The sequence below is a fragment of the Aeromonas intestinalis genome (genome assembly GCF_054052485.1).
Window position 1 is genome coordinate 1 of the sequence record NZ_JBSTYK010000002.1, and the last position, 14,266, is coordinate 14,266.

Below are 14,266 nucleotides of genomic sequence, written 5' to 3' on the forward strand. Positions count from 1 at the left end.
CTTTTTTTTAACAACCCCGCCCCCCGCCGGGCCACGCCCCCCGGGGGGGCGGGGGCCCCCGGCGCCGGCCTGCAGCATGCGCCAGGCCAGCAGCTCCGGCAGGGAGTCCGCCATGGCGCAGCCCACGGAGGCGATGGCAAACATGGAGAGTCCCGCCAGGATCACCGGCTTGCGGCCGAAGCTGTCGGCGAGCGGTCCGTAAAACAGCTGGCCGATGGCAAAGCCGCCAAGGAAGGCACTGATGGTGAGCTGGGCCCCGTCGATGGTGCTGGCCAAGTCCCGGGCGATGCTCGGGATGGCGGGCAGATACATGTCGACCGCGAGCGGCGTGAGACCCGCCAGGGCGCCGAGCAGGATGAAGAGGAAACGGGGTGAAAGGGTCGAGGCTTGAGGCATAGGCTATCCGTGTCGTGGGGAAGGCGGCAAAGGGCAGTGTTGAGTCTATCAGCTTTGGCACCTCGGAACAGACTTAACCTGCGCTGGGGCGGGGCCGTTTGGCTGTTGAATCAGGGCGCCATGACGGCGCCATGACGGCGCCCTGTGGGGAGCCCTGCTAGCCCAGGCCCTGAGGGATTGCCGCCTGGGGCTGACGGCGGGCGGCGCGGGTGGCGAGCACAAGCCAGACAAGCAGTCCCCCCAGGGCGAGGCCGTTGCCGATACGCTCCGGCCAGCGGGCCTCAAGGGTCAGGCTGAGTTGATGGCGGCCCGCCGGCACCCACACCTGCAACAATCCCTGGTGATTGGCGCTGACCGTGAGGGCCAGGGCGTCGTCCAGTCTGGCCTGCCAGCCGGGGTAGTCGTATTGGTGCAGCACCAGCCTAGTGGGGGCGCTGGCGCTCACCGCCAGCACGATCCTGCGGGGTTGCCAGGTCAGTACCTCCCAGCTGGCCCCCGCTTGATCCGTGCTGATCGGGGGCAGGAACTCCTCCTTCCAGGCGAGCAGGCTGGGGGCGAACAGGCCTCCTGGCACCTGCCTGGGTCTGTACTCCCGGGCGCTGCGCTTGCTGTCGAATTCGGCGCCGATGGCGAAGCGATCCGGTGCCTGGGTGAGGGGGGCGTGGCGCACATAAAGGAAGGCGCTGATGAGGGTCAGCAGCAGCAGGCCCCACCATAGCCCTTGCCAATGACGCTGGGCCGGGGTGCCGAGGGCCACCACGGCCACCGTCGCCAGGGTGAGGATGAGGTTCAGCCGCCAGGGAAACTGTACCCGCTGCAAGGGGGGCAACAGCTGCCAGAGGGGTTGACTTGGGGGCAGCATCATCAGGAAGGCGGCCACGCCGATGGCGCCCCAGCAGAGCAGCTCGGGGTGATAGGGCTCGCGGGTGGCGGCCCAGGCCAGCAGCAGCAGGGCCATGGTCAGCACGCTCTGCCAGGCGAGGTGGCCGCGAAAGCGCCAGTCATCCAGCCCCGTGGGCAGGCGATCCAAAAAGTTGCGCCGAAAGTCGAACATGCCGCCACGCATCAGCTCCATGGAGATGGCCCCCTGATCCAGCAGGGCGGGCAGCAGCAGGGCGCCCGCCATGGTGAGCCCGAGCAGGATGGCGCCCAGAGTGAGCCCGCAGGGGACGAGGGAGTGGCCCCGCCAGGAGTGCCAGAGGGCGCGCAGGCTAATGAGCCCCAGCATCAACAGCAGGCTGGGCAGGTGGGAATAGGCCAGCAGCGCCAGGGCCAGCGTCAGCAGGGGCAAACCACCGCGCAGGCGCCGGGTGGCGAGATCCTGCCCAAGCAAGATGAGCGGGGCCCAGACGAAGGCCCAGAATTCGGCCAGCGCGAAGCGGGCGTAGAGATCCATGGCCAGGTGATAGGGCAGGGCCAGGTAGAGCAGGCTGACCGCGAGCGCCCGGCCGGGGGCGGTGAAGCTGCGCAGCCAGAGATAGGCAAAGACGCCGGAGAGCAGCAATGCCACGCTGGCGCTGGCGAGCAGGGGGTAGACCGCCTGATGGGGCAGGGCGGCGGGGCCGGCAAAGAGGGCGCTGACGTAATAGGGGAGCGGCGGGTAGAAGAAGAAGGTGGGGCTGCCGAAGCCGCCGTTCATGGCCATCAGCCAGCGGGGATAGAGCTCCCCCTGCCAGAGCTGCTTGGCAAAGTAGTGGCCGGAGAGCAGGTGGTGGAAGAGATCGTGCCCCTGGGTCCCCCCCTGTTGCCAGAGTGGCAGCAGCAAGAGTGCACAGGCAACCAGCAACACCGGCAGGGCGAGCGCCCACTCCCTTGTTCCCTTCATCGTCAACCACTCCCTTGGCGAATGCGCAGTGAGTTTAGTCGAGTCGAGTGAGGGAGCCTATAGGGTCTACCATCCCCATATGGTGGGAGGGGCTATTCACGGCTTGCGTGGTATGGCGAGCCAGAGGCCGGGTTCGGCGCCAAAGCGGGGGGCAAACCAGCTCGCTTCAAAGGGGTAGGGCAGGGCATCGGCGGCCAGAGGGCGGCGACTCAGGCGACAGGCGCCCAGGTGCTGGGCAAGACGGGCATCCCCGCTGTACCAGCCATCGGTGACGGGCAGCGGAGTGGTCTCGCGCAGCAGGCGCACGCCCCACTGGGTCACCAGGGCCGGGCAGTGCTGCTCGGCGACCAGTGTCGCCCGCGCCATCGCGGGCAGACGAGGCGGCGTCAGGGTGGCGATAAACAGCACGAGGGCCCCCAGCATGGCGGTATTCACGACACGTTTCGCCGCAGGCAGCCAGCCTGAGAGCAGGATCAGCCCGAGGTAGGTGAGAGGGGCCAGATGGCGGGGGTTGTCCGGATTCTGGCCGAGCAGGGTCCAGAGCAGAAGGGCCAGCCAGCCGAGGAACCAGCTTCTGTCGAGCCGTGTTGGCCAGGTCTTGGACCAGAGCGGCCAGATCAGCAGCCCCATCAAGAACGGCCAGAGCGGGCTGAGCTGGTTGTTCAGGGTTTGGCCCCAGCTCAGCAGCCTGGAACCGTGGGCGGCCGCCGTGTTGCCCCAGAGGGTGAAGTGACCGTCGGTAAAGCGCCGCCCCTCGGCAAAATAGGCCCAGCCATCCGCCTGCCAGACGAACAGCAGGCAGGCGAGCCCCACCAGGGCGATGGGCGCGAGGAAGGCTGGCCGCTGCCCCCTGTGTTGCCATCCCAGCCAGAGTGGCAGCAGGGCCAGCACCAAATAAGACGGGCGAAGGGCCAGCAAGAGCCCCACCAATAGACCTGCCAGGGCCAGCTTGCGGTATTGCAGTGCCAGCAGGGCTGCGAGCCAGGCGGCCAGCGCCGGTCCGTCGGAGAGGCCGGAGAGTGCCAGGGTCGGGGTGAGCGGCAGTGCCATGACGCCGAGCCAGAGTGGCGCCAGCAAGGCGGGACGCTGCCAGAGTCGCGCCGCCAGCCAGGCCGACAATGGGGGAATGAGGGCGCTGCCGAGCAGACTGGCCCAGTGCACCGCGCTGGCGGGATCGTCGGCCAGCAGGTTGATCAGCCTGGCCAGCCAGATAAAGGCGGGGTAGCCGGGAAAATGGGGGGAGAACTCCAGCACGCTGAAACGCGCCACCCCGTGGGCGAAGTTCAGGGCATCGTCGGAATCGAGCGCCACCGGGAAGGCAAACAGCCAGCCCATCCAGACCCCTTGCAGCAGGAGCAGCAGCCAGATGGAGGCCGAGTGCGGGGGCTCCCAAGGTCGGGGCGTCTTCCTCATCTCCAACCCTTCTCCCGCCGGGGGAGAAGGGGGCAAATCGGCATCCTTGCTCACTTATCGACGGACGGCGATCAGAGGGGAGCCAGCACGGTCATCAGCGCCTGCTCGGCGGCCTTGAAGGCCTCGGGATCGGCTGTCTTGGCGCCCACCCCGAACACCCCGGGGTTGCCGATGGCCTCCAGCACCTTGGCCAGCGCCCCATCGGCGGCCTTGCGGTCCGTTTCACTCAAGGCCGGGAGGATCAAGTCCAGGAAGCGCTTGCTCTTGACCACCAGCACCTTGGCAGTCTGGTAGTCGCCCAGGTTCTGGCCGGCGCCCTCGAGACGGCGTTCAATCTCGGCCTTGTAGGCGCGGTTGAGCAGGGTCTGGGTGGCCGCCACGTCCTTGGCCTTGATGGCCTCGGCGAGCGGTGCCTGCAGCACCACCTTGTGATGCTGCTCGAGGTAGCCGAGCTCCTCGCTGAGGCCGGCCAGCACGGCGCTGGCATCCTGGCCTTCGCTCGCGGCAGTCAGCAACTGTTCGCGGGCGTCGATCAGAGGCTCCTTGCCCGCCGCCGCATAGGAGTAGGCCTGAGCCTGACCCATGGTGGTCAGCAACAAAAGGGCGACAAGTGTGCTGCGAAAGATCATCCAGTTCTCCTTTATCGAGCGTTGTGTCAGGCCACGCTCCGGGTTTCGATCACGGTGTTTTCGTTGCGGTGGTTGAAGGTGACAAGGCGTCTGTTCGCTTCATCTTCCGCCATGTCAGGCCACGCTCTGGGTCTCGATCACGGTATTTTCGTTGCGGTGGTTGAAGGTGACAAGGCGTCTGTCCTCTTCATTTGCCGCCATGTCAGGCCACGCTCTGGGTCTCGATCACGGTATTTTCGTTGCGATGATTGAAGATGGCGTGCCGTCTGTCCACCCCGTCGATCACCATGTCCGCGGCCATCAACCCCATCTCCATGGCGGTGTCGGTGAAGATGTAGCGGAAGGTCCCCTGGCGGCCGCTCATGATGAGGTTGCCAATCGGCATGAGCTGCTGGATGGCGGCATCCCGCCGCTCCTGATAACCGAGATCCATCAGGGGGTAGGCATATTCGCTGCGGGCCTCAAAGGTCTCATCCCCGAGCCTGGCGGTATCGACGCCGAGGCTCGCCAGATCCTGGCTGACCCGCTCGCGCAGGGTGGCAAGGGGGGCCTGCCAGGTGGCATCCCCCGGATTGCAGGGCACCTCCAGCATGACCGAGGTCTTGCCCGCAGGAGCCATGAAGGGGCTGCGCCGACGCGGCTCCTGCAAGCGGGTGGCGAGGATGTGCGGATCCGAGAGGTATTGCCAGGTGTTGTCTGACAGGTTCTCTTGGTTGAGCGGCATGTTGATAAAGCGCAGGGCGCGGTAGTGCAGGGAGCAGGGCAGGCCGAGGTGCGCACAGGTGAGCGGCAGGGGCAGGGTAGAGATCACCTGCTCAAAGTGCTCCTCATGCTCGCTGCCATCCTGTTGCCAGTGCACCCGCTGGATGCGGCCATCAGCCTCGGCGAGGCGGGTGATGGTGGCCCCCGTCCTGAGCTCGACCCCTTCTGCTATCAGCCGCTCACCCAGGGTGGTGAAGATCTGGCCGAAGCCGTATTTGGGGTAGCGGTACTTGCGGGCATAGGTGCGCACCGAGAGGTTGCCCTTGCGCCTTGGCAGCAGGCGGCGGGCCACGTCTTTCAAATCGATGAGACTGATGCGCTGGCCGGCCCAGTCGGCGGAGAGCCTGTCCGGGTTGATACCCCACAGCTTGGCCGTGTAGCCCTCGAAGAACTGGCGATAGAGGGTGCGGCCGAAATGGCTCTGGATCCACTCGGCAAAGCTCGCCTTGGCAAAATCGGCGGGCTTCCTGGCGAAGGGGAGCAGCAGCAGATCCTTCACCGCCCCCGCCATCAGGGAGAGGGGCGCGGTCTTGAGCAGGTTCGGCAGGTTGAGGGGGTAGTCGTAGGTGCGACCGCCGAAGCGGATGACGCTCTTGCGCTCCGCGTGCAGCAAATCGTCCCCCATCAGCTCGTCGATGAAGGCGAGCAGTTCGGGGTTCTTGGTGATGAAGCGGTGGCCGCCGTAGTCGAAGCGGTAGTCTCCATCCCGGCCCGCGAAGCGTTGGGTGGCGCACATGCCCCCGACCACGACCTCCTGTTCGAACAGGGTGACCGCAAAGCCCGCACTGCGCAGGCGCCAGGCGGCCATCAGACCGGCAGGCCCCGCGCCCAGCACGGCAATCTTCTTACTGCTGTTATCGCCCATCAATCTCTATCCACGGCTCAAGGAGAAAAGGGGGCCCGCAGGCCCCGTGACTGAAAAAGGAATTACCCCTGTTTGATCTGGCTCGGTTTGGGTTGGTAGTTGCGATACCAGATGGTCACGAAGACCGCCAGATAGGCCAGCCAGGTCGCCAGTTGCAGGCCGGCCGGGGAGGCATTGTAGCCGAACAGGGCCCGCAGGAAGGTGCCGAACACGCCCCTGTCGTCGAGAATGTGACTGATGTTGAACACGGGCGTGGTCCAGAGGGTGATGACCCCCGCCGCCTGCAACATGTTGATGGCAGAGGAGAGCAGACCGGCGGCGATGATGATGATGAGCAGGCCGGTCCAGCGGAAGAAGGGGGCCAGGGCCACCTTGCGGGTGGAGCGCAGCAGCCCCCACACCAGCACCATGGAGAGGGCCAGCCCGGCCAGAGCACCGACGAGCCCCTCATGCAGGCTCACCCCTTGCCCCGAGTAGAGCAGGGCCGAGAAGAAGAGCACGGTCTCGAAGCCTTCACGCATCACCGCCAGAAAGGCGAGCAGCACCAGACCAAACAGGTTGCCGCCGTCGATGGCCGCATCGATGCGCGCCGTCATGGCCCCCACGTGGGACTTGCCCTGCTTTTGCATCCAGACCGCCATGTAGGTGAGCACCAGGGTGGCGAAGATAAGGATCCCCGCCATCAATAGATGGTTGTAGCGCTCGCTCTCGAACTGGCTGACCACCACCTGGAACAGGAAGGCCACCCCCAAGGAGGCAATGAGGCCCAATACGACACCCAGATAGATGAGTTTGTTGTAACGGCTCGCCCCCAGCTTGGCGAGGTAGGAGAGGCAGATGCCGACCAGCAGGAAGGCTTCCAGCCCCTCACGCAGGGTAATGAGGAAACTTGCGAACATCAGGGATGTGGCTCCAGGTTGAGGGCATGTAGGGTGGTTCGGGCCTGCGACGACGGGGCTGCCGATGGCAGATCCCGCAGTTGCAGGTGGTTGAGGGTCACGATGGGGGGCTCTGGCAGATCCGGTTCGCCTTTGCGCACTATGTCGTTGACCCATTTGGGATAAGTTCTGAAATTGAGTTTGATGTCGGCGCTAAAGGGCCCCTTGGCATCCGCCGGCAGCGGCCAGGTTTCGTCACGCCAGCCATCGGCCGGAATGCGGGTGTCTTCCAGGAGCTTGGCGTAGCGCCAGAACTTGAGACCCACCGGCTTGCCTTGCGCATCGCCGAACACCTTCCTGAACAGCCGCGCATCTTCAGGGACGGCGCCATTGACCGGCTGGCCGCTTTGCAGCACCACCTGGCCACTGGCATCGGTGAGGGTCAGTTCCAGCCAGAGCTCGCGGAAATCGGCGACGCCGGTGGGCAGGGCGTGACCGGCGCCGGTGTTGGCGACCCGTACCACCAGCGTCGGTTGTCCATGCTGCGCGTCGATACGGGCGGAGAGGGTTGCGCTGGATTTGAGCAGCGCCAGGCTCTCCTGTTCGAGTTCTGAATTGCGCAGTCCCACCAGCTGGTGCTGGGCACCGGTGAAATTGTGGCGATAGAGGCGTGCCTTCAGGGGGCCGTTTTCGGTGGAGCGACCCGCCACGGGGGCGCCGTCATTGCCGGGCTCCGGATTCATGTGGCAGTCGATGCAGGTGCGCCGCGTCGCCGGATCTGCTGATGTGGCAAAGCTCGAATTCTGCCACTCATCCCAGGTGTTGACGATGTTGGCGCCCGTGCCCGGGGCGAATTCGTTGTGACAGGACTTGCACAGGGCCGCGTCCTGGTAGAAATCCTTCTGATAGGAGGCCTTGTGCATGGCCGGGCGGGCGTTGATCTGGCGCTCAGCCAGCCAGTGGCGCGCGCTGCCGCCGGGGGCATCCTCGAACACATAGCTCTCGCGATCTTTCAAGTTCACGGTGAAGGCGCTGTTGCCGCCGGCGTCCTCCAGCCGGGTGATGCGATGGCAGAGCAGGCAGCCGGTGCCCTCTTCCACCACCGGTTCCCCCGCCTGGTGGGCCTTGATGAGGGACGCGCCCCCTCGCTCCAGCATGTGGGAGCCCTTGGGCAGATCGGTCTGACCGGTCAGCACCTGCTGGGGCATGTGACAGCCCTGACACCACTGGCCGAAGGCTTCCCCCTCGGTCTCGCGGGCAAGTGCCTGCACCGCCTTGTAGTAGGGGTGAGAGTTGCCCATCAGCCGATGGTTGCTGTCGCTCCAGTCCGCAAACGCCTGTTGATGGCAGTTCTGGCAGGAGGCGGAGTTGAGCCACTCCTTCGGATGGGTGACGGGGGCCTTGGCCGGATCCGTGCGCGGCGCGTCGAGACGCAGCCAGTTGGCGAGATAGGGCAGGTTGCCATCGGCGGTCACGAAGGCGTGCAAATCCTCCATCATGGCCTTGACCTCGGGCTGGGGCCTGGCGGGGTCTACCGGTTCGGCGCCGTCGCGGCCATCATGGCCCATGCCGCCCTGGGTCTGCTGGATCATGCGCAGGTACTCGCCGACAAAATCCCCCGCCACCATGTTGGCGAGGTTGGCGTGACCGTTGATGGCATTGTCCCGGCTCTTCTGGCGGTGAGCCTGCATCAGGAACTTGTTGGTGAAGTTGAACCCGTCCAGGTGGCAGGAGTTGCAGCTCATCCAGTTGTCCCCCGCCATGGGGAAGCGGCCGTTGGCACTGCTGCTGCCGAGCGTGTTGCCAAGATTGAACAGCCGCTCGCCGCGAATGAGGGGGGCAGGGCGGGGGTCGGACGCCACCAGTTTGGCGAAATGGGGACTGTCTACCGTCACCCGGGCGAAGGGGCCACTGCCGCCAGCCGAGAGGCGGGTCAGATCCTGGCCCATGGCGTTGTGCACCAGGATGTGATCGCCGTCGATGAGCAGATCCTGAGGGTTCTGACCCGGCAGGTGGCGCAGCAGCTGGGTCGCCTTGGCGCCCCCCTGGAATTTTTTCCGTCTGTGGCGGTTGCTGTTCTGCTTGCCGCTGCGAGAGAGATCGAACACCAACAGATCTTCCGAGCCCGCCAGGGTCAGGTAGACCCGCTTGCCGTCGGCGGCGAAGCGGGCGGCGAAGGGGTTTGAGACAATCTGGCTGCGGTTGCCGACGTTGGGCAGGTTGATCTGCAGGAACAGCTGCTTGCGCTCATCCACTCGCTCGGTTTCGCTGCCGAGATCGACGATGGAGACCGCCGGGAAAACGGTGCTCTGGAACTGGAAGGGGTGGTCGAAGCTCCACAGCACATGGGGCAACCAGGCCTCGCTGCCATCGGGAGAGAGGCTGATGCCATCGAGCAGACGCGGCAGCCCCTGGGAGTCGCTTGGCGTGGCGCTGTGGGTCTCGGCCAGGGTGATGAGCCTGGGTTTTTCAATGGCCGCTGCCGTGGGCGCCTTGCCCAGTTTTTTCAGGTCATAGATGGCGAGCTGGCCCGTCATGGCGTGGGTCAGCAGCAGGCGGTCGTCATCGGTGAGCGCCAGCCCGCGCGGGGTCTCGGCGGTCGGGAGATCCAGCTGCAGATCGCCATCCTCGTCATAGGCCTGCAGGCGCGCCGACTCGAACAGGGTGATCCAGAACCAGCGCCGCTTGGGATCGAAGATGACGCCGTAGGGTCTGTGGCCTGTGGGGATGATCTTCCTGAGGTCGAGATCCTCATCCAGCAGCAGCAGGCGATCACCGTTGTAGTCGGTGACCAGCAGGGTGCCGTCATCGGCGCGTGCCAGCTGGCGCAGGTCGCCGCCAAGGCGAGCCTCCTTGATCCGCTTGCCGCTGTCTCGCTCGATCAGGGTCACGGAGCCGCCGCTCTGGTTGGCGCTCAACAAGCGTGGTGCCTTGCCCTCGTCATAGGCCTGCAGGGATGAGCCCATCTGCTGGGCCTGCGCCAGCAGGGAGGTGACGATGAGCAGGCAGGGGAGAAGCCACTTCATCATGGCTCAGGGACGCCACTTGAGCAGGGTCCAGCGCCAGGCGTGGCGCAAGACCAGGGGAGTGAGTGCCAGGGCGCTGAGCCAGTGGGCCCAGCTCGCCAGGTTGCCGAGACTGTCCCCCGGTGTGCCGTGCAATACCAGCACCAGACCGCTGCCGAGGCAGACCAGCAGCAGGGCTTCGATGATCTGGCCCGTGGTGCGCAAAAACGGCTTGCGACTGTGGCGCAGCAGACGGCGATGAGAGAGCCAGAAAGCGCCAAACAGCAGGGGGAAGAGGGAGAGGGAGAGCATGACATGGAGGAACAGGTTCCAGCGCGCCAGAGACCAGACGGGGGTCAGGGGCTCCCACAGCAGCAGACCGGAGAAAAACATCAGGTAGAGGCTGCCTTCGGCGGCCTGATGGTGATAGGCCAGCCATCGCCAGAAGTGTCGTGGTGAGAGAGAAAGGCTTGTCATACAGGCTCCAGCACCCGGGCATTCAACCCGGGTGAGCAAGTCTACCTTGGGGTAACCGTAATGAAAAGAGTTATCAATTTCGCTCTTGATGAATAAACCCTGAATGAAAAGGGTGGCTATTTATGATCCGCCAGCCGCTCGGTGACCGCATAGATGAGGGCCGCGGCGGAGAAGGCGAGGAAGACGATGACCGACCATTTCATCTCCACTTCGTTGCCGACCCCGTCTTCCAGGAAGGCCTTGAGCACCTCTATGCCCGCGATGGTCACCAGGGAGTTGATGACGATGAGCTTCAGGGAGGCAAAGTTTATCTTGCTGAGCCAGTTGTCGCCGAGGGCCTCGCGCTGCTCCTGGGTCTGGATGAACTGCACGAAGCCGCAGACCGCCACCAGGATCAGCATCTGCGCCACCAGCACGAAGTCCACCAGGGTCAGCACACCGGTGATGAGGTCCATATAGGGGATCTCGATGATGTCGCGGCACAGCACATAGAGCTGCATGGCGAACTTCACCATCAGCAGGGCAACGCAGACCAGAATGGCCACGTAAAAGGGAAACATCATCAGCCGGCTGCCGTTGAGCATGAAGTTGAAGCGGCGCATGCAGACTCCTTAACGAATTGAAATTGCGCTGATTATGGCGTGTATCGGCGGGCTTGGGCAGTCACCATGACAAAATGGCTGGCAGGGCTGGGCGCCGACGCATCACCCGGTCGTGCATCCTCGGGTGGCGTCCTCTATATCAATTGTCCACCAGAGGCCTTTTGGTTCACCAGTCATCGGGAGACGGTGTCAGCAGACAGCCAGCGAGCAGGTGCGACATGCCAGGTGAAGGCAAGTGAACGAGTTTGTGCAAGGGGGCGGAGAAGATCCCACCATGCGGAATGATCAGATGCTGGTGTCCAGACCCTGCATGGAATGATGTATCACCAACCCCACCATTAACGGTTGTTTATATTGATTATCTTTAATTTGTCGGTTGTATATATCGTCAATTGCCCGATAAATCTCCCTTTTAAAGGGCTCATTAGCCGAGGTCGCGGCCATGCTCCGATGACTCGAGGCACGTTGAGCATCCTAGTGGTGCCGATGTCGGCAGACCCTGCACTACGCTGGCGGGAACAGTATCAGGGGAGGCGTGCACAAGCGGGTCATCTCAGGCGGGCTTGCCAGTCAACGGTGACGAGCCTCGGACGATTGTCTCTCCCGCATGTCTCTTCGCATCTCTCTCGACACAGCCGCTCAAGACGGCTTCTTCACTGTTTCATCCACAGCCCACCTGGTGGAAGACTCAAATGCGGTCTGAATATTCCATCATTTATGCATTTCTTATGTTCTATTGAAAGCGCCATAAACCCTGTTAAACACAAGGTTACAGGCGAGTTTCAAATGAAAAGCAAATTGCATAATTAGTGAATGACATGTTGTGTTCGGAAAACAATCAGCTAGGATGTGACGGCTTGAGGATAGGAACATCACTGGCTGATTGATACCAGCCAGCACACAACCCTGCGCAGTTGTTCAAAAAGAGAGAAGCATGATGCTGAAAACCTTGCGTGGTCGAATCACCCTGACCATTGCCAGCCTGTTGTTGCCCATTCTGATCGGTAGCGTGTTGCTGCTGGCCTGGAGCGATCAGAAGCAATTGCACCAGGTGGCGAATAGCGATGCGAACAATGCCGTCACCGGGTTGCTCGATCAGATGAGTCTGCTTGATGGCCAGATCAGTCAGCGGGTGGACGCCTCCATGCGACTGCTCAAAGAGCGCAGTACCGCACTCGGTCAGGCAAGCCAGGGGGCCATGGTGACGGTCAAAGATCGCCAAGTTCCCCAGTTGCTGCTTGGCCAACGACCACAAGCCAACGAGAGTGAGTTGGTTGATGGCGTCAGCGCGTTGATGGGGGGGACTGCCACCCTGTTCAGCCGCAGCGGCGACGACTTTATCCGGGTGAGCACCACGGTCAAAAAAGAGGGGGTTCGTGCGACGGGATCGCCACTGGATCCCAATGGCCGCGCCATTGCCGCCATCAAACAGAACCTGCCGTTTTATGGTCAGGTGGATATTCTTGGCAACCCCTACCTCACCGGTTATGAGCCGCTTCACGATGCCGGTGGCCAAACCATCGGGATCTGGTACGTCGGCTATCTGGTTGACTTGACTCCGTTGGCCCATGCCGCCAGCCGCATCAAGTTGGCCGACACCGGGTTTGTCGCCGTGCTCGACGATAAGGGCAGGCTTCGCTTTGCCTCGCAAGGGCGTTCACCCGACGACATCAGCGCCTTGATCCAGACGCGTGACACCACGTGGGAGTGGACCGAGCAGCCGTTCAACCAGTGGGGCTTTCGGGTGATTGCCGGCTACCCGCGTGCGGAAATCGATGCGGTGGCTCATGAGCGGGCCATCACCATCATCGGTGGCGGCATTGCCCTTGCTGTCATCGTCCTGATCGTACTGCTCAGCTTGTTGCAACGCCTGGTGCTCAACCCGCTCGGCGGGGAGCCGGCCGATGCCGTCAAATTGGCCCGCGCCATTGCCGACGGCGATCTGGGTCTTCAGCTTGGCAAGCAGGCACCGACCGACAGTGTGCTGGGCGCCATGCAGCGGATGCAAGGTGTGCTGCGTCAATTGGTCGAGGATGTGCAGCAAGAGGCCAGCGAAGTGTCTGCCTGCGCCGAGCGCTTTAACATCACCTCGCGCCAGATTGCCAGCGGCTCCGAGCGCCAGACCCATGCTACCCATACCATGGCGGCGGCGCTTGAGCAGATGGCGGCCAGTATTGGCCAGATTGCCGAGCACGCCAAAGAGGCACAATCAACCACCGATCACTGCGCTCACGAGTCTCGCGAAGGCAACCGGATCATTGCCGAGATGGCCGAGCGGATCAGCCGGGTCGCCAGCGAAGTGGCGCAAAGTGCCAATATGATTGAGACCCTGTCCAGCCAAAGCGAAAACATTGTCAACGTGGTAGCGGTCATCGATGAAGTGGCCAAGCAGACCAATCTGCTGGCACTCAATGCGGCCATCGAAGCCGCTCGCGCCGGTGAACAGGGGCGCGGATTTGCCGTGGTGGCCGATGAGGTGCGCACGCTGGCGATGCGTACCGGCGAGTCCACCAAGGAGATAGCCCGCACCCTCGGCGCCGTGCGCGACAGCGCGGGTGCGACAGTGCTAAGGGTGGAGCAGGCCCAAAGTGAGGCGCAAGGCAGTACCGAACTGGCCCGCTATGCCAGCGAGGCGATGCAGCGTATTGCCAGCACCACCAGCGAAGTGGAGCGTGTGACTGAGTTCATCACCCGTGCACTGGACGAGCAGAGTCTGGCCAGTAACGAAATTGCGGCCAGTGTCGATGAAGTTTCCCGCATGATTGTTCAAAACGAAGCCGCCTCGCACGACGCCGCGGAGGAGGCGGAGCAGATGCACAAAGTCGTCGTCAATCTCAATGCGACAGTGCGTCGATTCCGCCTGTAGGGCTGTCCAACATCAGGGCAGGATCGTCTGGCTGCGTCAGCCCGCCATGAAGACGCAGCTACGAAAAAACCCAGCCAAAAGGCTGGGCTTTAGAAGATGGCTCCCTCGACAGGACTTGAACCTGTGACATACGGATTAACAGTCCGCCGTTCTACCGACTGAACTACGAGGGAATTGGCTCCTCCTACTGGACTTGAACCAGTGACATACGGATTAACAGTCCGCCGTTCTACCGACTGAACTAAGGAGGAATTGCCTGTCTCGTCGAGACGGTGCGGATATTAATGGCCTCTCGGCCGGGTGTCAACCCGTAACCCCGGGCAAGAAAGGGGTTTTCGGCCTGTTTGTCCAAAACTTGGTCGCCATGGACTATTTTCAGCACAATCAGCAGCTTGGAAGGGAGAGGGGCATCTTGCCTGCCATCGGGTTCCGACCTGCGGGCGATCCGGTGCAAGGGGTGGGCGATCTCATCAAAGCTGGAGATGAGGTCGTTGCCGCAGGGTAAGGACGATGGCCGGTCGGCGATCGGTTCTTTTCATGATCTCTTG

At 63.3% G+C, this 14,266-nt stretch carries 10 protein-coding genes and 2 tRNA genes; 1 reads left to right on the forward strand and 11 read right to left on the reverse strand.

Translation table 11 applies throughout. From position 1 onward, the window contains the following. The 9 genes from ACW5W7_RS02395 to ACW5W7_RS02435 all read right to left on the reverse strand — a co-directional run. A partial coding sequence (locus ACW5W7_RS02395) for an MFS transporter (protein ID WP_456500643.1) occupies nt 1-396 on the reverse strand: 396 nt, incomplete at its 3' end. A 157-nt stretch (nt 397-553) separates the two neighbouring features. Next, the gene (locus ACW5W7_RS02400) at nt 554-2,221 is read right to left on the reverse strand and encodes a hypothetical protein (protein ID WP_456500644.1); all 1,668 of its coding nucleotides are present in this window, start codon (nt 2,219-2,221) and stop codon (nt 554-556) included. Nucleotides 2,222-2,317: 96 nt separating this feature from the next. Next, complete coding sequence (locus ACW5W7_RS02405; RefSeq protein ID WP_456500869.1) at nt 2,318-3,583, reverse strand: hypothetical protein; 1,266 nt, start codon at nt 3,581-3,583, stop codon at nt 2,318-2,320. 122 nt (nt 3,584-3,705) lie between these two features. Further along, nucleotides 3,706-4,263, reverse strand: a complete 558-nt coding sequence (locus ACW5W7_RS02410; RefSeq protein WP_456500645.1) for a hypothetical protein — start codon at nt 4,261-4,263, stop codon at nt 3,706-3,708. A 202-nt stretch (nt 4,264-4,465) separates the two neighbouring features. Continuing rightward, nucleotides 4,466-5,890, reverse strand: coding sequence for an FAD-dependent oxidoreductase (locus ACW5W7_RS02415; RefSeq protein WP_456500646.1), 1,425 nt, complete (start codon nt 5,888-5,890; stop codon nt 4,466-4,468). Between the two features lie 62 nt (nt 5,891-5,952). Continuing rightward, entirely contained in the window at nt 5,953-6,789 is an 837-nt protein-coding gene (locus tag ACW5W7_RS02420; protein ID WP_456500647.1) for an FTR1 family iron permease, read from the reverse strand. Further along, the gene (locus ACW5W7_RS02425) at nt 6,789-9,797 is read right to left on the reverse strand and encodes a YncE family protein (protein ID WP_456500648.1); all 3,009 of its coding nucleotides are present in this window, start codon (nt 9,795-9,797) and stop codon (nt 6,789-6,791) included. The genes ACW5W7_RS02420 and ACW5W7_RS02425 overlap by 1 nt, the downstream gene beginning before the upstream one ends. Nucleotides 9,798-9,800: 3 nt before the next feature. Next, nucleotides 9,801-10,250, reverse strand: coding sequence for a hypothetical protein (locus ACW5W7_RS02430; RefSeq protein ID WP_349921876.1), 450 nt, complete (start codon nt 10,248-10,250; stop codon nt 9,801-9,803). A gap of 116 nt (nt 10,251-10,366) precedes the next feature. Further along, the gene (locus ACW5W7_RS02435; RefSeq protein WP_349921877.1) at nt 10,367-10,852 is read right to left on the reverse strand and encodes a YqhA family protein; all 486 of its coding nucleotides are present in this window, start codon (nt 10,850-10,852) and stop codon (nt 10,367-10,369) included. 934 nt (nt 10,853-11,786) lie between these two features. Here ACW5W7_RS02435 and ACW5W7_RS02440 point away from each other — a divergent pair. Further along, entirely contained in the window at nt 11,787-13,718 is a 1,932-nt protein-coding gene (locus ACW5W7_RS02440) for a methyl-accepting chemotaxis protein (protein ID WP_456500649.1), read from the forward strand. A 97-nt stretch (nt 13,719-13,815) separates the two neighbouring features. On the opposite strand, the gene ACW5W7_RS02445 is transcribed toward ACW5W7_RS02440, so the two are convergent. Further along, a tRNA-Asn gene (locus tag ACW5W7_RS02445) sits at nt 13,816-13,891 on the reverse strand. Nucleotides 13,892-13,893: 2 nt separating this feature from the next. Further along, nucleotides 13,894-13,969: transfer RNA gene (locus ACW5W7_RS02450), tRNA-Asn, on the reverse strand. Nucleotides 13,970-14,266: the final 297 nt, after the last annotated feature.